A 21,948-nucleotide genomic window follows, 5' to 3' on the forward strand; every position below is an offset into this window, starting at 1 on the left:
ATGTACGAACTCGGAGTGGTGTATCGCAACATCAAACGCGCGGATGGCGACGTCGCGACGCAGCTCGGCGCGCTCGGCAGCGCGACGGTGCACGAAGCAATGGGACGCGTCGGTCTGCTGAAGCCGTATATGCGGCCGATCTACGAAGGCGCACAGGTGGGCGGCACGGCCGTGACGGTGCTGCTGCAACCGGGCGACAACTGGATGCTGCACGTCGCGGCCGAGCAGATCCAGCCGGGCGACATCGTGGTCGCGGCCTGCACGACCGACAACACGGATGGCTTCTTCGGCGATCTGCTGGCGACGAGCTTCAAGGCGCGCGGCGCACGTGCGCTGATCATCGACGGCGGCGTGCGCGATGTGCGCGTGCTCACCGAAATGCAGTTTCCCGTGTGGAGCAAGGCGATTTCGTCGAAGGGCACCGTGAAGGCGACGCTCGGCTCGGTGAATATCCCCGTGGTGTGCGCGGGCGGCCTGGTTCACCCTGGCGACGTCGTCGTGGCCGATGACGATGGCGTGGTCGCGGTGCCCGCTGCATTGGCGGCACAAGTGCTGGAAAAGGCGCTGGCGCGCGAGGCCTTTGAAGGAGAGAAGCGCGCGAAGCTGGCGTCGGGCGTGCTCGGCCTCGACATGTACAACATGCGTGGTCCGCTCGAAAAGGCGGGACTGCGCTATATCGACTGAGGCGGCGATGGTCAGTGGCGCAGCTCCGGGACCGTTGACGGTCGTCTCGTCGATGGCGACGCGCCAGTTGCTTGCCGATCTGGTGGAAGGCTATCGGCGCGAGACGGGCGAGCCGGTCGAGGTCGATTCGATGGGCGGCGTGGAGGCTGCACGATGTGTGCTCGAAGGCGAACCGTACGACGTCGTCGTGCTGGCCGCCGATGCGATCGAGCGCCTTGCTGCCGCCGGGCGCGTCGATCCGCACAGCCGCGTGGATCTCGTGCGCTCGGGCATTGCCGTGGCCGTGAAGGCGGGCGTCACGGCACCCGCTCTTGGCAACGGGGCGGCCGTTCGCCGCGCCGTGATGAATGCGCGGTCCGTCGGCTATTCGACGGGACCGAGCGGCGCGTACGTGTTGAAGCTGCTCGATGGCTGGGGGATCAGCGCGGACTCTTCGATGCCGCGCGTGGTGCAGGCGCCGCCGGGCGTGCCCGTCGGCTCGCTCGTCGCGAGCGGCGAGGTCGATATCGGCTTCCAGCAGCTCAGCGAACTGATGCACGTGGAAGGCATCACGGTGGCGGGACTCTTGCCGCCCGACATTCAATCGACGACGATTTTCTCCGCTGCGATCTGCGGCACGTCGCAGCGGCAGGACAGCGCGCGGGCACTGATCGCGTTTTTCGCGTCGCCCGCTGCCCACGATGCCAAGCTCCGCCAGGGCATGGAGCCGGCCTGATCGTCGTGGACGAGGCAAGGCGGGGTGCGATTCCCGCCGACCGCTTCGTCAGGTTTGCCCAGGTTCTTCCGCCCACCCGCGCAGCAGATTCAGCAATCTCTGCGCGGCATCGTATTCCCCCTCGTTCGCCGCGCTGCAGAAACGGCTCAGCACGAATTCGCATTGCCCCGACACGATTCGCCAATATCTCACCGACGGCACCCGGGTGTGCAGGCGTGCGAGCGTCAGTTCGAGTTGCGGCGCATGGTCGCTGAAAGTGCCGTCCGCGAGCCATCGATAGATGTTCAGCTCCGAGACGGAATACACGCTCCAGAAGTCCGGGGACTGGCGATTCTTCCTCGCCAGCCAGCTCTCGGCGTTATTGGCGAGATCGTTGTTCAGTGAGCGGATCTCGCCGGGCGGCCGCACCACGAGTTCGGCGGCGAGGCAATTGAGCGCGGGATAGAAAGAGTTGGAATCGTCGGTGATGCGAGCGCGATCGAGTGACGCGTAATACCCCTTCAACATCATCTCCAGCGCCTCGTGCTCGGCTTTCGGCTGCTGGGCGAAGCGCTCGATCATGGCGAGGCGCTTGTAGGCCGAAGCGCAGATGTTGTGCCGCTCCATCGTCGGGCTCAGGGCGATGAGCGTGTTGATGCGTTTCAGTGCGCCGTTCACGCGTTCGCGCGCCGCGGCGATGTCGGTCTGCTGGGGCGGTGTGCCTGCGTTGCCGTTGACGGGCGTGACGCGCAACGCTGCCCACGCGCATTTGGCCGAGAGATTGGCATGTTGCTCGGCCGCGCGCAGGCACGCGCTGCCATCGTTGGCATCGAGCGCCTTCTTGTACCAGTCGACCGCACGTTCGTCCCAGCCCGCTTCGGAACACGCCATGCCGAACGCTTCGGCAATGGTACCCATGCTTCCCCATTCTTCGCCGAAGCGTGTCTCCAGATAGTTGAGACGCTCCAGATGCGTGTCCGGCTCGTCGTCGTCATAGCGGAGCTTTGTGATCAGCGCTTCGAGCGCCAGCGTGAGAGCAGGCGCCGACGCGACGCCCGCGTAATGGTCGGGCGGCGATCTTTTCCGGCTGTTGGGGCGCGAGTCCTTGCATCGGAGTTGCCAGTTCGCGTCGCCGTAGCACTGATACGCAGCCCACGTGTTGCCGTCGAGTCGCCATGAGGCGTCGCGCGCCTGTCCGACTGCGTCGCCGAAGCGTTCGCCGGCAAGCAGCGCGCGATAGAAAGTGGTCGCGAAAGTCTCGGCGGCATCGTCGTCGACGGCCCATCCGGCCGCAATCACGCAGCGCACGCCGATATCGATCAGCGCCTCGGCGACTGACGCGGCGAACTGCGGCCGGTTGATCTCGACACGTTTCTCGTCGGTCAACAGCTGCCGCGCATCCCGCTCCGCCAGGTGGCAGCAGTTGACGAAGACGAGTTCAGGCACGCGCTCCATGTTCTTGATCTCGCGCGGGCCCAGAAAGGTGTCGTTCGACAGGACGACGCCTTTGCGTCTGTCCTGGTCCGGACGCGTGGCGATGCCTTTGCGTTTGTCTTCGTCAGAACGTGTGGCGGCGTCGTCGCTCGCATCGGGTGCCTCGCCGTGCCCGGCGATGTGCACGATGCGCCAGTCGCGCTCGAGCAGCGTGGTGATGATGGTGCGGGCATTGGGACGGTTCTGGCCGCTCGCGTCACCGATGAGCTCGCGCACGTTTTCCGCGCCGTGACGCTCGCGCAACAACCGGGCGACAGCTTCCGCTTCCTTGCGCGCGCCCGGCAGGCGCACATAACGGGTGGGATCGCAATCGGGCTCGCCGATCACGAGCATCTGCGCGTCGCTATCCGTGTCGGACACGAAGCGCCGGTCGTCCGTGGTGCGCAGCTTGCGGATGAGCTTCGAACGGATCGCCCACGGCCGCGTGTCCTGTTGCTGGGGGCCATCCGTCTGCGCGCAGTCGAGCAGTTCCCACGGAATGCCCGCCGTGCCCTGGTCGAGCTGGATCTGCATCTCGGTCGAGCCGGCGAGAAACGGCCGGATTTCGAGCGGCACGACAAGTTGAAAGAGCGCGCCTCTGATACTGGTGTCCTGGCACTGGTCGTTCGAGGAAGCGGTGACGAGTTCGCGCAACAGACGCACCTGCGTGGCGACGCAACGGACTTCGGAGCGCGCGCGCCGCGTGTCGAGCGTAAAGGATATCTCGTGCTCGCCCTCCGTTGAGACCTGGGATACCGCACTGATCAGATCGTAGTCCGCGCCCCGGTAGCTCGATTCGAGCGGGCGGCGCAGTGCGCCCGCACCGTGTTCGACCGATTTCTCGACGTCGTACCGGCCGGGCATCGCGGCGCTCAGCAGCTGAAGCGAGCGCCACGCTTCCGTTGCACGGTCGAGGAAGAGTTCATAGATCTTGAGTCGCGCGACTTGCGGCCAGCCCGTGAGCGCAAGCCGCTGATTCGCCTGCCATACGCCCTCGGCGATGAACCGCGCAGACGCGCCCGCCGTCACGTCGATCCCGCCGCTACCCACCAGAACGGACGAGAAGTCGAACGGCTCGGTGCGCTCGCGCTCGCGCGTTCGCTCCAGAAGGCGTTGCGACCACGCGATCACGCCTTGCCGCACCGACGCCATCGCATCGCTCGTGTGCAACTTGCCTTCGCTGCCAAGGCCGATCACAACGACGCCTTCGGGGCGCGGCAACTGCTTCTCGTCGTAGAGATTGGCATTCAGGTTGCAGAAGATCAACTGCGTTTCGGTTGTCTGCGGATAGCGGCCGTTGCGCAGCGATTCGCTCATCGTTTTGCCGATCAACAAATCGACCACGCGCTCGGTACCCGTCAGCGCGAAGCCGCGGTAGTGGCCGATCATCACGGGACCGTGCGCGAACTTCAGATTGGCGTTGACGACCGTGATACTGAGCGGGCGCGCGGCACGCGTGTCGGCCGCAAGCGAATCGGCGCCTTCGACGCGCTGCAGATCGTCTTCTCCGCGCGGCGGCACCATCGCGCCGCGCTCGCGCGACGGTCTCCAGCGTTTCAATTCGCCGTTCGCCGGCGGCGCGGCGGGCGCTCCGCCGCGCTTGTCCGCTGCGGGGTGGGATAGTCGGTTGGTCGAGCCGGACTGGAGGAGTTCCAGGAAGCCGGCGAAGCAGTCCTTGGCCTTCGGCAGATCGCCGTGCATGACGCCGATCTGCCAGACGGGCACGCCCGGCAGCGCGGCGTTTTCCAGCGTTACGCGGCCGTCGCCCGCATTGCCTTCGACGTGCAGATAGGTCAGCCCCCGATCTCCGCTCTCGTAACCGCAGGGCGTGAGCTTCGCGCTGCCGACCACCATCACGGCCTTGTCGCGGAACAGGCCGGGCATCTTCTGACGTTGTGCATCGAGCCGCTGATACCAGCCGATCGCCCGGTCGAGCACCGCCTGAGTCGGCACGCCCCACCGGAACACGGCCGTCTGCTCCTCATTCGTGTGCCACCAGTTGAACTGGTTGAGCGCGGCGACGTCCGCATCGGCCAATGTGCGCCAGGTGTCCGCATTCGCAAGCTTGGTGTTCGCATCCGACAAGCCTGCCTGCAATTGCAGGAAGCCGGGCAATTCGGCCATCATCTGGCGCGCGTCGTGATCGCGAAACGGCGAGCCGAGGGTGACGAGCGCATTGCCGAACGTGTCGTCGCCCGTGAGCACCTGCATCGGCGCCCACGAACCGCCATTGGGCGTGCCGAGCATCAGGATGCGCGAGTCCGGGTGCGCGAGCATCCGGTCCCACACGTCGGCGCATTCGAGTTGCATGGCGCGCGCAAGCAGCCCGCCCATCGAGTGCGCAACGATGCGCACCGGCTGCGCGCTTTTTGCGCGCAGCGTCAGCGCCTGCTGCACGGCTTCGCCGAGCCGCTTCGCTTCTTCCTCGATCGGCTTGCGCCAGTCGTACGGAAACTCGATCACTTCGTGCGTCGTGCGAAGGAAGCTGACGAGCTCGTCATAGATCATGCCGATGGGTGCATCGGGCGTTACGCCGTCCGGCTGATCCTGCGCGTAACGCAACCTCGACAGCCCGTTGACGAGCCGCCAGCTGAGCCACACGCGCTCGCCGTTCACCTTCAGATGGCTGCCCAGAATGCCCGGCAGCAGAAACACGGCGGGCTTTTCCGGCTGCGGCTCGGCGCGGCGGCGATCGGCTCCGCGTACGCCGTCCGACGATTCGCCTGCCCACGACAGCGGCCCGATCGCCTGGAAGTCGGCGGGCGGTGCGTTCGAAATGAGCGCGTCGGCAATCAGCTTCGCCGTGCGCTCGTTGGAAAAATAGCTGAAATGCGAGACCTTGCCGCCGCGGTCGAGCACGAAGCTCGCATCGGCTGCACGCGGCGCACCGCCGTACATGGAGCGTGTCTGCACGACGAGATCGTTGTCGGTCCAGAAGAACGCGTCGGACAGCAGCGTCTTGATCCATGAGGCGAGCGAGTCGCCGTCCATGTCGCCCGCCACCACACGCAGGTCGCCGGGCAGCGGCGTGCCGGTTCCATGCAGCCAGTCGATCAACGGGCTGTCGGGCATCTGCGCCGCGAGTCCGGGTGCTTCGCGCGGATCCATGCGGCAGCGCGCCACTTCCGAGATGAGATCCACCAGCGCGGCGGTGACGGGCAGATTGGCTTGAGCGATCAGCCAGTGCACCACGGATAGATACGCATCGAGCCGTCTCGACGCGAGCAGCGTGCCGCGCGCCGGACAGGCGACGCGCACGACGCGCTCGACCCGAATGTCGTTGCTGCGCACGACTTGAATGAGTTCCTTGAGATCGCGCAGGTCGTCGGCGCCGTCTGCTTTGGCGAACGGCGCAAGGTCGGAGTCGCTCAGGTTGATCCCGCTGCACGCGCGCGCAAGCACCTCCGCGATCAGACCGCCGCGCGAATGGCTCAGCAGATGCATCCGCGCACCTTTGGGCATGGTTTTGACGAGCGCCAGTGCGTTGGCGATGGGACTCACACCGAGCGTGGGATGTTCGAGCGCATACACGCCATTGCGATACTGATCGAAGAGGCGCTTCACTTGTGCGGCGTGTTCGGACCATAGCTTGCCGAACGTGCCGTTGGTATCGGAGAACGTGCCGTGCAGCAGCACCAGGACCGGCTGGCTCGAACCGGCGGTCAGGCTGACCGTGTCGACGCGTGTCGCGTCCGATAGCGGTCCGAGGCTGGCGAGCATGAGTCGATGAAGTCCCGGATCGATGCGATCGTCGAAATGGTCGATCACCTTGCGCGCCAGCGCACCCGCGAGCGGGCCCGTATTGGCGCCCGTCTGGCTCGTCGGCCGGAAGATCTGGACGCTCGCGCACAACACGTCCTTCAGCAGTCCGCGCTGCTGCGTGCCACTCGCGACGCCGGCGCGTTGCAAGCCGCGCCATTGCAATTGCGACGGCACGCGGACATCGGATGATGGGGCGGCGCCTCGCTTGACTTCCTGCTGACCGAGCAGCAGGTCGCGCGCGGTGTCGGGATGAAGCACCAGGGGAGGCCCGTCCTTGATGCGGAGAATCACGACGTCGCGACCCGGCTCCGCCGATATCTTGCGTTCGGCGCCCTGGCCGCGCGTCGCTGACAAGCGCACGAATTCGCGCGATGTGCCCGCGAGCGGCAGATCGCCGGATGGAGGAACGGGCGGACTTCCGCCGGCATCGTCGGAGGACACGACGAAGGTCACGGCTTGAGCAGTCGATGGTGTCATGATCAGAAGCCCAGGTTGGACGCGGCCGGTCGTGACTCGATACTCGGTACGCCAGCACGGCATGAGATGCGGGGCGCGCCCCGGCGTGGGAAAAGCGCTATAGATTCATAGCCCAGGAATTGTTTGGGCCAAAGGCGGGCGGTTGGGGCAATGTGCGGTAGGGCACATTGCATGCGGATTCCGGGGAGCCTGAATAAATCGCATAGACGTAGCGTTATTTCGTCGCGGGACCGACCGTGATCGGCCCCTTCGCGAACCAGAGTTCGAATTGCTGCGCGCGGATCGTGCGGCCCTTTGCTTATGTCTCCGTGAGGTCTGTCAGCACGACTTGAGGCTCGATGTCGACCGTGCGTGTCTGGGCAGGTCGCGATGCACGGTGAAGCGTTTCGTTTCGAGGTGTAGCTCGCGGAACCAGCATCGCCAGGTGTGATCGCGGGCGAACTATGCGTTGACGCATGATGAAAAGTTAGGTGTCTTATGCAGTTAAACCATCTCGCTGTTCCGCTCTCATTCTCTGATGAAGTGCGTTTGCACGACCCGCTAATCGGATAACGCAGCAACAGTAAGCGCATACAGAGAACATGTCTGATTAAACGCTATCAAGAATGACGCATTTAAAGCGATAAAAAAGCTTGCATTTCAGACGCGGAAAACTATCTTGAGTTAACAAAACGACTCTTCGCCAGGCACCGGAGGAGACCCATGCCGGCTACCCGTATGATGATTGCGCGTCGCGCCGGCGTGAGCGTTGCCACGGTAGATCGTGTGCTGCGCGAAGATCAGGGCGTGCGCCCCGAAACGGCCGAACGCGTCCATCTCGCGCTGGCGACACTGCGTGACGAACGCGCGAGCCGCGGCCGGCCCGCTAAAGCGACTTCGTTCCGCGTCGCCTTCGTTTTGCCGCAAATCAATTCCCGTTTTCTCGATCAGGTCGAGCGCGATATCGCGCTTTCGGCCAGCTTCTTTCGCGAGCATCGTCTCGTGTCGTCGTTCTATCGCTGCGATCTGTCCAGCCAGCGCGACGCGGCATCACTCGCTCGGCAACTGATCGACTACGACGCACTCGTGCTCGTGCCACTCGATTACCCGTGGATCGAGCGGATGATTCAGGACATGACCGATGCCAATGTGCCCGTCGTGACGGTCTTTTCAGATTTGCCGTCGAGCGCGCGCGCTGCCTATGTCGGTGTCGACAACCGCATCGCCGGACGAACTGCGGGGCTGCTGATGGGGCGCTTCGTCGGTTCGCGCATCGGCACGGTCGCGGTGCTGTCCGCATCGTCGCGTCTGCACGATCAGCTCGATCGCCGCACGGGCTTTTCTCAGGTGCTGGAAGAGGACTTTCGCAACCTGCGCTGGCTCACCGAGCCCGATTTCGCCGAAGACGACGATGGCGCCGGGCTCGCCGTGCAGGGACTGATGGCCGGTCACCCGGACCTGGTCGGCGTGTACGTAACGGGTGGCGGTATTTCCGGCGTTGCGGCGACGTTGCAGGAATCGGGCGACAAGGCGCGCATCGTACTGATCGGCCACGAGTGCACGGCCGACACGCGGGCTCAACTGTCAGAGCGGGCGATCGACGTCATCCTCGATCAGGACGTGCGCGGCATCGTTCATCAGGCGGGACTCGCCGCGATCAACTTTCTGAACGACGTGCGCGGTGTACTCGCGATCCCGACGCCCGAAACCCGTATTTATCTTCGTGAGAATGCGCATGCCTGAAGCTCGCGACATGCGGACGGTTCGACAGGTCCGCCAGAGCCGAATACAGCGTCCGGCGCATGGGCGCTGTCTGTGATCAGGTTGGAGACCCGACAGAGACAAGGAGAAGACACATGTTACGTCTTACGTCAGCAAGGGTAATCGCGGCAGTCCTGGCATCGCTGGGACTAGGCTTCGGATCGGCGGCACACGCACAAGGCAAGCAGTTGACGCTATGTTGGGCCGCGTGGGATCCCGCCAATGCGCTGGTCGAATTGTCGAAAGACTTTACGGCCAAAACCGGGATTGCGATGAAGTTCGAATTCGTGCCGTGGACGAGTTACGCGGATCGCTTTATCAACGAACTGAATTCGCACGGAAAGCTATGCGATCTCATCATCGGCGACAGCCAGTGGATCGGCGGTGCCGCGGTCAATGGACACTACGTGAAGCTGAATGACTTCTTCGACAAGAACAAGATATCGATGAACGACTTCGTGCCCGCGACTGTCGTCGGCTACGCGGAGTGGCCAAAGGACACACCGAACTACTGGGCGCTGCCTGCAATGGCGGATGCAGTGGGTTGGACTTACCGCAAAGACTGGTTTGCACGGCCCGAACTGCGCGCGGAATTCAAGCAGAAGTACAAGCGAGAACTCGAACCGCCGACCACGATGGACGAACTGAAGCAGACCGCCGAGTTCTTCCAGGGCCGCAAGATCGACGGCAAGACCGTGTATGGCGCGTATATCTTCACGGAACGCGGCTCCGAAGGGATCACGATGGGCGTGACCAACATGCTCTACAACTTCGGTTTCGAATACCAGGATCCGAAGAAACCCTATCGTCTCGACGGCTTCGTCAATTCGCCGGGCGCGGTCAAGGGACTCGAATTCTATAAGGCGCTGTACAAGTGCTGCACCGCACCCGGCATGACCAACGCGTACATGCAGGAAGGGCTCGATGCGTTCAAGTCGGGGCAGGTTGCGATGCAGATGAACTGGTTTGCGTTCTTCCCGGGACTGTACAAGGATCCGAATGTCGGTGGCGACAAGATCGGCTTCTTCGTCAATCCCAAAGAGATGAAGCAGTTCACGCAGCTTGGCGGGCAAGGTATTTCCGTCGTGTCGTACTCGGATCACAAGGCGGATGCGCTCGAATACATCAAATGGTTTGCGCAGCCTGATGTACAGAAGAAATGGTGGCAACTCGGCGGCTATTCGGCGGCGAAGTCGGTCGTGGATGCGCCGGACTTTCCGAAGAGCCAGCCATTTGCGCCTGCGTTCCTGAAGTCGATGTCGATCGTGAAGGACTTCTGGGCCGAACCTGCCTATGCCGAACTGCTGCTCGACATGCAAAAGCGCGTGCACGACTATGTGGTCGCCGACAAAGGCAGCGCGAAGGAAGCGCTCGATCTGCTCGTCAAGGACTGGAACAAGGTCTTCAAGGCAGAAGGAAAGAACTAAAGTCAAAGGGAACATGAAAGCGCGGACCGGCAAGCCGAAACGAGCTTGCCGGTCTGCGAGATAAAGGAGTCGGGCATGTTGGCAAACAAGCCTTTTCCTCCGGAAGGATTGCAGACGAAAGCACAGACGCGCGCAGCCGCGCGTCTGCGCGGACTATCTGACCGGACCATCGCGTGGCTGTTCATTCTTCCGACCATCTTGCTGCTGCTCGCCATCAACATTTTTCCGTTGATCTGGGCATTGCGGCTGTCGTTCACGAATTTCAAGTCGAATATGCCGAGCGTGCCCGCGCGCAATGTCGGCATCGGCAATTACACGGACATCCTCACGGACGAGGACATCTGGTACGCGATGCAGGTGACGGCGCGCTTCGTGTTCTGGTCCGTCGGGCTCGAAGTTCTGCTCGGCTTCGGGCTGGCGCTGCTGATCAACCGGCAGTTTCGCGGCCATAGTTTCTGGACGACGCTGATTCTGCTGCCGATGATGCTGTCGCCCGCCGTGGTCGGCAACTTCTGGACTTTCCTGTTGCAACCGCAAACGGGTCTGTTCAACGACATCGTCAGCTTCTTCACGGGCATTCCGCCGAACTCGTTCCAGATGATCGGCGACGTGCCCCTCGCGCCCTGGACCATCGTGATGGTCGATACATGGATGTGGACGCCGTACGTGATGCTGATCTGCCTCGCGGGACTGCGCTCGATTCCCGACTACATCTACGAAGCGGCCGAAGTCGACCGTGCTTCGCCGTGGCGGCAATTCTGGTCGATCACCTTGCCGATGACGCTGCCGTTCCTGATGCTCGCGATCCTGTTTCGCGGTATCGAGAACTTCAAGATGTTCGACATGGTGAACCTGCTGACATCGGGTGGTCCCGGTTCGGTCACGGAAACGGTATCGATCACGCTCAAGCGTGCCGCATTCGAGAAGTGGCAGACGGGTTACTCGTCCGCTCTGGCGATCATTCTGTTCGTGGTGGTGTTCGGCGCGGCGAACATCTATGTGAAGGCACTCAACCGGGTGAAACAGCGATGACAGACCTTGCGCTTCAACAGTCGGTGGTGGCCGCATCGCCGCGCAGCAAGACGTTTGCCGCCGTCGTCGTGATCGCCTATGCGCTGATTGCGACCCTGCCGATCGTATGGATCATCCTCACCAGCTTCAAGACGCAGGAAGACGCGATAGCGTATCCGCCCGTCGTGGTGTTTCATCCGTCGATGGAAGGCTATGTGAATCTCTTCACGATCCGCTCGCGCCAGACGCCGGAGTTCATCGCGAGCTTGCCGCCCGCTCAAACCTGGTATGACCGCGATGTGCGCAAGCGCAATATGGTGATTGCGGGCCCATCGAAAGTCTTGCCGCGCTTCGTCAATTCACTCGTGATCGGCTTTGGTTCGACCTTCCTCGCGGTTTTTCTCGGCACGCTTGCTGCCTATGCATTCTCGCGCTTCAAGATTCCGCTTGCCGACGATCTGTTGTTCTTCATCCTGTCCACGCGGATGATGCCGCCCATCGCCGTCGCGATTCCGATCTATCTGATGTATCGCGCGCTGGGCCTCGCGGACAGCTATCTGGGCATGATCGTGCTGTACACGGCGGTGAATGTTTCGCTGGCCGTGTGGCTGCTCAAGGGATTCATCGACGAAATTCCGCGCGAGTATGAGGAAGCGGCACTCGTCGACGGATACACGCGTCTGCAGGCCTTCATCAAGGTGGTGCTGCCGCAGGCGATCACGGGCATCGCTGCAACCGCCATCTTCTGCCTGATCTTTGCGTGGAACGAGTATGCATTCGCGTTGCTGCTGACCAGCGGCGACGCGCAGACCATGCCGCCGTTCATTCCGTTCATCATCGGCGAGGGCGGCCAGGACTGGCCAGCCGTCGCGGCCGCCACGACCCTGTTCGTGCTGCCCATCCTGATCTTCACCGTCGTGTTGCGCAAGCACCTGTTGCGCGGCATCACCTTTGGAGCGGTGCGCAAATGAAAGTCCAATCCACCATGCCGCGCCGCCGCCTGTTCCGCCGGCGCTACTGCGAGGGCGCATCGACGGTGCTCATCGGGCTCGGCATCGCCATGCTGGTCCAGCCATTCACGGTCGATCTCTACACGTGGTCGTTTCCCGTGATTCTGGTGGGTGCGCTGGCATTCGTCGTGACCAGCCACTTTCCGGAGTGAGCCATGTCGACGATCGTACTTTCCAACCTTCATAAACGCTTCGGCGACTTCACGGCGGTGCGTGACACGAATCTCACCATCGGCAACGGCCGGTTCGTCGTGCTGCTCGGACCTTCCGGCTGCGGCAAGACGACGACGTTGCGCATGATCGCGGGGCTCGAACTGCCGACGTCGGGCCAGATTCTGATCGACGGCGAGAACGTGACGGCGTTGCGGGCACGCCAACGCGATATTGCATTCGTGTTCCAGATGTTCGCGCTCTATCCGCATATGACGGTGCGCAACAACATCGCCTTCCCGCTGAAGAACGAGGGCATTTCGCGCAGCGAAATTGCGACGCGCGTCGATGCAGCCGCGCATATGCTGCGCATCGACAATCTACTGGATCGAAAGACAGGCGGCCTGTCGGGCGGCGACCGGCAACGCGTCGCATTGGGCCGCGCGATCGTGCGTCATCCCAAGGCGTTTCTGATGGACGAGCCGCTCGGCACGCTCGACGCGGACTTTCGCGAACTGATGTGCCTCGAATTGCGCAAGCTGCATAACGCGCTCAACGCGACGACGGTCTACGTCACGCACGATCAACGGGAAGCGATGGCGATGGCCGACGACATCGTCGTGATGAATGGGGGCGAGGTGCTGCAATCCGCATCGCCACACGAGGTCTATCACTTTCCAGCGACCGTGTTCGTCGGCAGCTTCATTGGCAGCCCGCCGATGAACTTTCTGGCCGTCGACGGCGGCGTCGATGCAGGCGTTGAGTCGGTATCGCTGGGCGGCGTGGCCGTGCCCGTGCCGCGCACCGATGCGTCCGCAGCGAAGGCGCTGCTGGGCGTGCGTCCGGAACACGTCGTGATCGACGAGCATGGCGCTTTGCGCGGACGTGTGATCGCCGACGAGTATCTCGGCTCGCATCAGATTCTGGTGGTCGAAACCGCGCTCGGCATCGTGCGCGTGAGAGTCGGTAAGGACGACGGACGGGCGGCGGGTTCGCAGGTCGGGCTCTCGTTTCGCAAGGAACGCACGCTTCTGTACGACGCAGCGAGCGGCAAGCTGCTGCCTTGTGCTGCACGGCAGATGGCCGTCAATGGAAACGGCAACGGAGGCGCTTATGTCTGAGATTCGCTTGCAAGGAGTGACGAAGCGATTCGGCGATATCGTCGCGGTGGACGATGTGTCGATCGACGTGAAGGAGGGCGAGTTCGTCGTGTTGCTGGGGCCGAGCGGCGCGGGCAAGACCACCACGTTGCGGCTCATCGCCGGTCTCGAACATCCCGACGCCGGCGAGATATTCATCGATGGCGAAGCGGCGACGGCGATGCATCCCGCGGATCGCGACGTCGCTTTCGTCTTTCAGCAATATTCGCTGTATCCGCATCTCACGGTGTTCGGCAACCTCGCGTTTCCATTGCGCTCCCCACGTCGCCGCGTGAGCGAGGCAGAGGTCACGGCGCGCGTGCAGGCCGTCGCGCAGATGCTGCACATCGAGTCGAAACTCGGCAACCTCGCGACCCGTCTGTCGGGCGGCGAGATGCAACGGGTCGCCATCGGCCGCGCGCTCGTGCGGCAGCCCAAAGTGTTTCTGATGGACGAGCCGCTTTCGTCGCTCGATGCAAAACTGCGCGAGGAGTTGCGGATCGAACTGACGCGGCTGCATCGCACGATCGGCGCGACGATCATTTACGTGACGCACGATCAGGTCGAAGCCACGACGCTCGCCGATCGCATCGGCATACTCGAACATGGCCGCATCGTGCAGATGGGCACGCCGCGCGAGGTGTATGGCAATCCTGCTTCGCTGAGCGCGGCGCAACGTCTCGGTTCGCCGCCGATCAACCTGCTACCCGCTGTTCTGTTCGATCCGGCTGCGATGCCGACAGGGACCAGGACGGTTGCGATCCGGCCTGAAGACATCGTGCTGCACGCGCCCGATACGCGTGACGTGCTGAATCTTCGCGTGCTTGAGTATTCACCGCTTCGGCATCTGCTGATCCTGGACCGCGATGGCACCGCAATCGCCGCCACCACGATGACCGAGCGCAATTTCGCGCCGGGACAAACAGTCGGCGTATCGCTGCCGCCGCGCAGCCTTCTCTATTTCCGCTCCGACGGCAGGAGGATTCCGGCATGAACGGGAAAACGGTCATGGCGTGCATCGAGGCCGCGCATGCAACGCTAAAGGAACACACCGACGAGATCGCAGCGCTCGATCAGCAGATCGGCGACGGCGATCATATCTTCAACCTGTTGCGCGGCGCCGATGCGCTGTTGGCGATGCGCGCCGACATCGAGGCGGAGGCATTCGCGCCCGCGCTCGATCTCGCGGCGTCCAAACTGTTGTCGACAGTTGGCGGCTCGTCGGGGCCGCTCTTCTATTCGTTGTTGCACGGCATGGCAAAGGCATCCGCAAACGCGGAGACGCTGAGCGTCGAGCATGCGGCCAGGGTCTTCGCTGCGGGTGTCGATGCCGTTGCGCAGCGCGGAAAGGCCGGCATCGGCAGCAAGACGATGATGGACGTGCTCATTCCCGTGGCGTCGCGCTTTGCGGAACTGGCCGATGACGACGCGGCTCCCGAAGCCGTGCTCGATGCATTGCCGGAGGTCGCCGAAGCGGGCATGCTCGCGACGCGCGACATGCTGGCGACCAAAGGACGCGCGTCGTTTCTCGGCGAGCGCTCGCGCGGCCACATCGATCCGGGCGCGCGGTCGAGCCAGTTGATGATCGGTGCGGTGTGCGCGCGGCTCGCGCAGGACAAGGAATGAAAGGAGCGTAGGCCATGAAAAAATTTATCAATCACGTCGACGACTTCCTGACCGAGAGCCTTGCCGGGTTCGCCGCCGCGCATAGCGATCTCGTCGTCCTCAATCAGGAACCCGTATTCGTTCGGCGCAAGTCGTTGAAGTCGGGCAAGGTCGCGCTGATCTCGGGCGGAGGCTCGGGGCACGAGCCCTTGCATAGTGGCTTTGTCGGCTATGGGATGCTGGATGCGGCGTGCCCTGGTCAGGTGTTCACATCGCCGACGCCCGATCAGATGATGGCGGCCGCCAAGGCCGTCGACACGGGCGCGGGCACGCTCTTCATCGTGAAGAACTATTCCGGCGATCTGATGAACTTCGAAATGGCGTCGGAGATGTCGGAGTTACCGAACGCGATGGTGTTGATCAACGACGATGTCGCGGTGGAAAACTCCAGTTACACGACGGGGCGGCGTGGCGTAGCGGGCGCCGTGATCGTCGAGAAAATGGTGGGCAGTCTGGCGGAAAGCGGCGCCGACCTCGAGCAGTGCAAGGCGTTCGGCGACCGGATCAACAAGCATACGGCTTCGATGGGCGTTGCGTTTTCCAGTTGCACGGTGCCCGCAGCGGGCACGCTCACGTTCAAGATTGGCGACGATGAAATCGAGGTCGGCGTCGGCATTCATGGCGAACCTGGGCGGCGGCGCGCACGTTTTGCCTCGGCCGATGCGATTGCGGGAGAACTGCTGACCGCGATCGTGAACGATCTGAAGCCGGCGAGCGGCTCGGCGTTGCTGGTTCTGATCAACGGGCTGGGCGGCACGCCGCTCGGCGAACTTTATCTGTTGTTCAATTCCGCCCGCGTCTGGTTGCAACAACGCGACCTGCAAATTGCGCGGGTGCAGGTCGGTTCACTGACGACGTCGCTGGAAATGGCGGGTGCGTCGATTACCTTGTGTGTGCTGGACGACGAAATGACGCGGCATTGGGATAGTCCGGTGCATACGGCGTCGCTGAGGTGGGGGCTGTAGCGGCTAACGACAATCCACGGAGCCGGATGATCACTGATTGCCGGACTGCGCGACGACGGGCGGCGCCGGCCTTTCGTCTGCGCGGGTGGTGAATGACCAGACGAGGTCGACGGGCCGGACTTTGCCCAGTTGCACGACCTCTCCGACCACATGTACGTTGTAGCGCGTAGCCGTGTGGAGCGGCTCATACGGCGTACAGACGGCGGTGTTGCGCGCCGCATCGGCGGCTGTGAGCGGCGCAATCTTGCAGGCCACTTTCTTGCCCCGCTGATCGCGCAGGTCGACGCTGCGCAGTTCGATATGCGCATTCGGCCCGCCCGACAACGTGATCGGAAAGCCGAGCACCTGACCGCGATAGCCCGCGTCCGCGCCCATCGGATCGGGCTGTTCGTTGTTCACCCACGACGTAGGCACCTGGCGCTGGCCATCGTAGGGCCAGGCCACCAGTTCCGTGTCCGCAAGCGTGGGCGCGATGTCGGCGAAATCGACGACCGTCACGGCGTGAGAGCCCGCAATCGACGCCTCACCCGCACGCGCCCAGTCGAACAGGATCGCGCCCCTGTGATAGGGGGACGAGAAAATTGCCTCGATGGACGCGGCAACGGAGCGCGGTTCGCCCGACACAGCGAGGATTTCGCTGACTCCGTCGGCCGCCGTGTGGCGCCTCACGCGCGTCATGATCGCCGTGCCCGTGAAGCCCGGCTTGCCTGGCACTTCGTCATGCGTCGCGACGCGATTCAGTTCGAGATATTTCGCATGGTCCGCCGCCGCTGCCGCCAGTTTGCCGTCGACCGCGATCAGCGGCAAACCGGCTTCTTTGCGACGTGCGTTCACGTAATCGAGTGCCGTTGCGTGATCGGTCGGCGTCGTGTTCGCGGAACCCGGGGCGTGACGCAACTGGACGGGCGGCCCGCTGTAGAACTGATCGGCGTGATCGATCCTGGCGGCCTTGTTTGCGCAGCCGGTCAGAAGCGCGATCGCGAGGAGGGATGCGGCGAGAGCTGGGATGTGCATTCGCGGTGTTCACTGCTGGCCCGCATCGAGGGACAAAGCGGGCAGAGATCGAGGCGGTTGTGGCGGGCACCGCTGACCTGTTTGCCGGGTAGGGTGCGTGATGTCCAAGGATCTTACACGAAGGTCTGACCGCCTCGCGTCCGTGCCGCCGGCGGCCGACGCTCACCGTCCGGTCCAGCCCGACCGTAAGCACGGCCCATAAACTTTCGGCCAATTACAAAACATCAAGTCTCAAGCGACAGGCCCGATAACCCGTTTGCACGGCGCAACGCTGCACTCGACTTTCGACCCTTTTCCAGGCGCAGACCGGAGGAAGCATCAGTTCCATGTCACCCGATCCAATCAGCACGGCCACATCGCTCAACACCTCGCCGCCGCCCGAGCCGCCTGCGCCGAAAGAAGGCTCATCGACGACCAGCGCGGCCGAGAGGGGCAATCATGAACTGATGGTGGCGCTCAAGCGCGCGCTGGCCCAGCTCGGCATCGACGGGTCGACGGGATTGGCCATCAGCGACGGCAGCGACGACGGCACGCCGTTTCACAAGCGGGTGAGCGCAACGAGTGCATCGCTGATCGCGGCGCTGTATCAGGCGCTCAAACTTCATCAGGCGATTGCGTCGGCGAACGGCGCGACGGACGGCGACGATTCGAACGGCGCGATTGGTGGTGTGTCGGGAGCGCAGCATTCGACGGCTCACGGCAGCGAATATCGCGACCTCAGCGCACAGATTGCCGATCTCGCAAGCCTGGCTGGTGCGGTGGTGGGTGACGAACCTGAACAGGACGAATGGGACTGGGGCTTCTCCGATCCCGTCGACACCTCCGCCACCCATAGTTCTTCGGACGACAGCGACCCGATGACATCCGCCATCGCACAGCTGAATCAGGCGTTGCAGGATCACGTGGCAACGCTCGCGCAGGATACGGGGGCGAGAGTGCCGCTCGCCGCGGTGCTCGACGGATTGTCGAACGAGACGAAGAGCATCAAGTGGCGGCCGCTCGGCGCGTTGATCGACGTGCAGGCGTGAATCCTGCCGGGTAGCGAATCAGCGCAGCGTGCGACGGCGCAAACCCTCAGCGTGCAGGCGCTGCACGCGTATCGCTGACACGCGCCGCGCCGACGATCGCACCGTCATCCGCCTCCAGAAGCACCACCAGATGCTCGCCGGATGTCGGCTGGGCACGCAATTCGAGCGCCGTGCCGGACCACTGGCCGATCGGCGCGAAACCACGCACGATGTTCGATTCAGCGAGCGTCTCGCCCGCATTCTCGCCGCGCCCGACGGGCGTGACGTGGCGCGCGTCGTAGCCGACCAGCAGCACGCGCGCGTGTCCGGTGCCCGCGCCAATCGACACCGACACGCCGCCATCCTCGCGTTTCGCGCTGATCGAAGCAGCCGTCACGTTCACGGACTTCGCCCGTTCGATGGCCGCACTGGCGGCACTGCGATTCGAGCCCACCACCGCTGCCTTGCCGTCGATCACCATTTCCGGCGTGTACGCGAAGTCGTGAAACTGCTGCACGTACCGGGCCTGACGCGCATCGGCGGCATCGAGCGAAAACGGATCTTTCCAGCCGAGCTGATTCCAGTACGTGACATGAAACGCCAGCGGCAGGACATCGGCGCGCGTGTCGCTCATTTCAGTGAGAAAGCGGTCGGCCGGCGGACACGACGAACAACCCTGCGACGTGAACAGTTCGACCACGACGGGACGCGGCGCGGCGGCGTACGCATGTGAGGCGAGCAGTGCCGCGGCGGTGGCGAAAATACAGGTGGCAAGAGAATGGCGCAACATGGGCTGGCTCCGGATGATGACGCTATCGGTAATTCGCTGGCCAGCACGAGTTGGTTACAGTTGAAGCGCTTTCGCGCGTCAGATGCAATGTGTCGCGGTGCGACGCAGCAGGCTCACGCGTCGTCGCTGGAACGGGAGCGTGCATTGGCGATATCGAGCGCCGCGACCATGTCCGCCGCCGCTTTCTGCAACTCGGGCACATAACGCCGCGTCGCGTCCGCGAGACTCACCGCACGTGAGAGAAACACGATGTTCAGGCTCGCCAGCACGCGATCATCCGCGACGATCGCCACCGCGACGGCACCGATCTTCGCCTGAGCAGTCCAGTCACCGTGATTCGAGCCGAAGCCGTCGTCGCGCACACGCTTGACCAGCTGCCGCACCAGCGCATCGTTTTTCGCCAGTGCCTGCTGCTCGTCGCCGCCCGCGCCCGAGCGCAACAACTCGAGTATGTCTTCGCGCTCTTCATCGGGGCACATCGCAAAGTAAGCGCGTCCCGCAGCCGTCAACAGTATCGGCAGACGGCGGCCGACCATCGCGCGATGAAACGAAAGCTGGCTGAAGCGATGCGTCGTTTCGCGGATGATCATCGCGTCGCCGTCGGGTGTCGTGAGATCCGACGGCCACGCGACGCGTTGCAGGAGTTGCCCCATGACAGGCGGCGCCACCGTCGCAATCCGTTCGGTATCCGTAAAACCTTCGCTCAATGCGCGCACCGACAGCGTCAGTCGAAAGCTGTCGTCCGAGTTGCTGCGCCGTACGTAGCCTTCTTCCATCAGCGTTTCCAGCAGACGCCGCGCCGTCGTGCGATGCAGGCCCGTGATTTCCGCGATCTGCTGGCTGGTCGCGCGGCCGTTTTCCATCGCGTTGAGCGCCTTCAGCACCTGGAGCCCGCGCGCCAGGCCGCGTACGTTCGTGTACGTCGTCACGATGAAAATATCCTTTTAATTCAACTATGTGCATTGTATGCACATTTTGGAGATTTTGTTGAGAGCGATACGGGCCGCTCATAGACTGCCATCAAAACCTGAACGGACAACGCCAGCCAGCGTGCCGTTCCAAGCACATTCTGGAGACAGTCAGACATGAGTCCCGCCCCCGACATCGTGGCCGGTCACGGTCACGCTCAACCCAACACGATCACGACGGATGTCGCCATCATCGGCGCCGGTCCCGTTGGTCTGATGATCGGCAACATCCTCGGCTTGCAGGGCGTGCGCGTGGTCATCGTCGAAAAGCTCGACCAGATCATCGACTACCCGCGCGCAATCGGCCTCGACGACGAAGCGCTGCGGGTGTTTCAGTCCGTGGGTCTGGTCGACGAACTGCTGCCGCACACCACGCCCAATCACTGGATGCGCTTCACGCTGAACGGTCAATGCTTCGCGTCGATCGAGCCGCGCACCGACGAGTTCGGGTGGCCGCGCCGCAACGCCTTCATTCAGCCGCTCGCGGACGGCATCCTGTACCGCGGGCTGCAACGCTTCGATCACGTGCAAACGTTGCTCGGGCAGACGGTCGCGAGCTTCGCGCAGGACGACGGCGGCGTGACGATCGAAGTCGCGGACGCATCAGGCGAGAAGAAATCGATTCGCGCGGCGTGGATGGTCGGCGCGGACGGCGGCAACAGCTTCGTGCGGCGCGCCCTCGACGTGCCGTTCGAAGGACGCACGAAGCCGAACCAATGGATCGTGATCGACGTGCGCAACGACCCGATCGGCTCGCCGCATGTCTACCTGCATTGCGATGCGAAGCGCCCTTACGTGTCGGCGGCGTTGCCGCACGGCATCCGCCGTTTCGAGTTCATGGTGATGCCGGGCGAAACGGAAGACGAACTGTCGAAACCGGAGAACATGGCGGCGCTGATGCGCAACGTCGTTGCGGAGCCGGACAAGGTCGACTACATCCGCAAACGCGTCTATACGCACAACGCGCGGCTCGCGAGCACGTTCCGCATGAAGCGCGTTCTGCTCGCGGGCGACGCGGCGCACATCATGCCCGTGTGGCAGGGGCAGGGCTACAACAGCGGCATCCGCGATGCGAGCAATCTCGGCTGGAAGCTCGCGATGGTCGTCAAGGGGCAGGCCCGCGACGCGCTGCTCGACACCTACACGATGGAGCGCCGCGCACACGCGCGCTCGATGATCCATCTGTCCGAAGTGGCGGGCGATATTTTCGCGCCGACCAGCCGCTTCGGCATGAAGGTGCGCGATACGTTCGTGCGGACCTTCAACGTGCTGCCCGCCGTGAAGCGCTATTTCGTCGAGATGCGTTTCAAGCCGATGCCGCGCTATGAAGAGGGCGTCGTGCTGTCGAACGTGCGCGCTCGCCGCGACGGCTGGCTTGCGCGTGCGCTCGCCAAAGCGGGCCATACGGCGCCCGGCCGTTTGCTCGGCCTGATGAGCGAGAAACGCGAGTCCTTGCTTGGGCGCATCGTGCATGGCCGCGATCCGTCGGCGGCGACCCCTGTCGGCCGCATGTTCATTCAGCCGCTCGTGCGTCTGGAGGACGGCAGCATCGTGCGTTTCGACGATGCGATCGGTAATCGCTTCGCGATCGTGGGCTGGGGCGCGGACCCGACCTTCGGACTCACGCCCGAGGCGCGCCGCATCTGGACGTCGATGGGCGGCTGCTTCGTGATGGCGAAGCCCGATACGCAACTGACGTTTCATGACGACGTGCCCGAAGGCGTGACGGCAATCGGCGATATCGACGGGCGCATGAAGGACTGGTTTGCGCGCGTGCCGGAATCGGTCGTGCTGCTGCGGCCCGACCGATTCGTCGCGGGGATGTGCTCGCCGCAGCGTGTGTCCGCACATGTCGTGCGGCTGGCCGACAAGCTGTCGCTGGCGACGGTCGCCGTCGGGCTTGAAGCAGATGCATCCGATGCGCAGCAAGACGCGGTGACGCCCTGCGAAACCGCTGCGGCAGGAGCTTGAG

Annotated in this window: 17 protein-coding genes; 13 read left to right on the forward strand and 4 right to left on the reverse strand. The window is 63.5% G+C overall.

All coding sequences use genetic code 11. The features are described 5' to 3' along the window. Nucleotides 1-684, forward strand: a complete 684-nt coding sequence (gene ligK / locus G3N95_RS00880; protein ID WP_205968069.1) for a 4-carboxy-4-hydroxy-2-oxoadipate aldolase/oxaloacetate decarboxylase — start codon at nt 1-3, stop codon at nt 682-684. Nucleotides 685-691: 7 nt separating this feature from the next. After that, entirely contained in the window at nt 692-1,399 is a 708-nt protein-coding gene (locus G3N95_RS00885; RefSeq protein ID WP_205968070.1) for a substrate-binding domain-containing protein, read from the forward strand. Nucleotides 1,400-1,447: 48 nt separating this feature from the next. On the opposite strand, the gene G3N95_RS00890 is transcribed toward G3N95_RS00885, so the two are convergent. After that, nucleotides 1,448-7,090 carry a CHAT domain-containing protein gene (locus G3N95_RS00890; protein WP_205968071.1) on the reverse strand — a complete coding sequence of 1,881 codons (5,643 nt, stop codon included), beginning with the start codon at nt 7,088-7,090 and terminating at the stop codon, nt 1,448-1,450. Nucleotides 7,091-7,792: 702 nt separating this feature from the next. Between G3N95_RS00890 and G3N95_RS00895 the strand changes: the two genes are divergently transcribed. From G3N95_RS00895 to dhaK, 9 genes are all read left to right on the forward strand, one after another. After that, on the forward strand, nt 7,793-8,812 hold the full coding sequence (locus G3N95_RS00895) for a LacI family DNA-binding transcriptional regulator (protein WP_205968072.1): 1,020 nt from the start codon (nt 7,793-7,795) through the stop codon (nt 8,810-8,812). Between the two features lie 113 nt (nt 8,813-8,925). Then, nucleotides 8,926-10,257 (forward strand): extracellular solute-binding protein, encoded by a 1,332-nt coding sequence (locus G3N95_RS00900; RefSeq protein WP_205968073.1) that lies wholly within the window; start codon nt 8,926-8,928, stop codon nt 10,255-10,257. A 75-nt stretch (nt 10,258-10,332) separates the two neighbouring features. Further along, the gene (locus G3N95_RS00905; protein ID WP_205968074.1) at nt 10,333-11,289 is read left to right on the forward strand and encodes a sugar ABC transporter permease; all 957 of its coding nucleotides are present in this window, start codon (nt 10,333-10,335) and stop codon (nt 11,287-11,289) included. Continuing rightward, nucleotides 11,286-12,239: a carbohydrate ABC transporter permease gene (locus G3N95_RS00910; protein ID WP_205968075.1), complete on the forward strand. Its 954-nt coding sequence runs from the start codon at nt 11,286-11,288 to the stop codon at nt 12,237-12,239. The genes G3N95_RS00905 and G3N95_RS00910 overlap by 4 nt, the downstream gene beginning before the upstream one ends. Next, complete coding sequence (locus G3N95_RS00915; RefSeq protein ID WP_205968076.1) at nt 12,236-12,430, forward strand: hypothetical protein; 195 nt, start codon at nt 12,236-12,238, stop codon at nt 12,428-12,430. Before G3N95_RS00910 ends, G3N95_RS00915 begins: the two co-directional genes overlap by 4 nt. Before the next feature lie 3 nt (nt 12,431-12,433). After that, nucleotides 12,434-13,549, forward strand: coding sequence for an ABC transporter ATP-binding protein (locus G3N95_RS00920; RefSeq protein ID WP_205968077.1), 1,116 nt, complete (start codon nt 12,434-12,436; stop codon nt 13,547-13,549). Continuing rightward, nucleotides 13,542-14,561, forward strand: a complete 1,020-nt coding sequence (locus G3N95_RS00925) for an ABC transporter ATP-binding protein (RefSeq protein ID WP_205968078.1) — start codon at nt 13,542-13,544, stop codon at nt 14,559-14,561. Before G3N95_RS00920 ends, G3N95_RS00925 begins: the two co-directional genes overlap by 8 nt. Further along, a complete protein-coding gene (dhaL, locus tag G3N95_RS00930; protein WP_205968079.1) occupies nt 14,558-15,193 on the forward strand; it encodes a dihydroxyacetone kinase subunit DhaL in 636 nt (211 codons plus the stop codon). The genes G3N95_RS00925 and dhaL overlap by 4 nt, the downstream gene beginning before the upstream one ends. A 14-nt stretch (nt 15,194-15,207) precedes the next feature. Then, a complete protein-coding gene (gene dhaK / locus G3N95_RS00935; RefSeq protein ID WP_205968080.1) occupies nt 15,208-16,197 on the forward strand; it encodes a dihydroxyacetone kinase subunit DhaK in 990 nt (329 codons plus the stop codon). A gap of 30 nt (nt 16,198-16,227) precedes the next feature. Here the strand turns inward: dhaK and G3N95_RS00940 are convergent, their stop codons facing one another. Next, nucleotides 16,228-17,211, reverse strand: coding sequence for a CAP domain-containing protein (locus G3N95_RS00940; protein WP_205968081.1), 984 nt, complete (start codon nt 17,209-17,211; stop codon nt 16,228-16,230). 326 nt (nt 17,212-17,537) lie between these two features. Between G3N95_RS00940 and G3N95_RS00945 the strand changes: the two genes are divergently transcribed. Beyond that, nucleotides 17,538-18,239: a hypothetical protein gene (locus G3N95_RS00945; protein WP_205968082.1), complete on the forward strand. Its 702-nt coding sequence runs from the start codon at nt 17,538-17,540 to the stop codon at nt 18,237-18,239. A gap of 46 nt (nt 18,240-18,285) precedes the next feature. Here the strand turns inward: G3N95_RS00945 and G3N95_RS00950 are convergent, their stop codons facing one another. Next, nucleotides 18,286-19,008 carry a DUF1223 domain-containing protein gene (locus G3N95_RS00950; protein WP_205968083.1) on the reverse strand — a complete coding sequence of 241 codons (723 nt, stop codon included), beginning with the start codon at nt 19,006-19,008 and terminating at the stop codon, nt 18,286-18,288. Nucleotides 19,009-19,121: 113 nt separating this feature from the next. Next, nucleotides 19,122-19,937, reverse strand: coding sequence for a DNA-binding transcriptional regulator (locus G3N95_RS00955; protein ID WP_205968084.1), 816 nt, complete (start codon nt 19,935-19,937; stop codon nt 19,122-19,124). A gap of 156 nt (nt 19,938-20,093) precedes the next feature. On the opposite strand from G3N95_RS00955, the gene G3N95_RS00960 reads away from it, so the two are divergent. Further along, a complete protein-coding gene (locus G3N95_RS00960) occupies nt 20,094-21,947 on the forward strand; it encodes a bifunctional 3-(3-hydroxy-phenyl)propionate/3-hydroxycinnamic acid hydroxylase (protein WP_205968085.1) in 1,854 nt (617 codons plus the stop codon). The last annotated feature ends 1 nt before the right edge of the window (nt 21,948 follow it).

Source organism: Paraburkholderia sp. Tr-20389 (genome assembly GCF_017104565.1).
GTDB lineage: Bacteria > Pseudomonadota > Gammaproteobacteria > Burkholderiales > Burkholderiaceae > Paraburkholderia.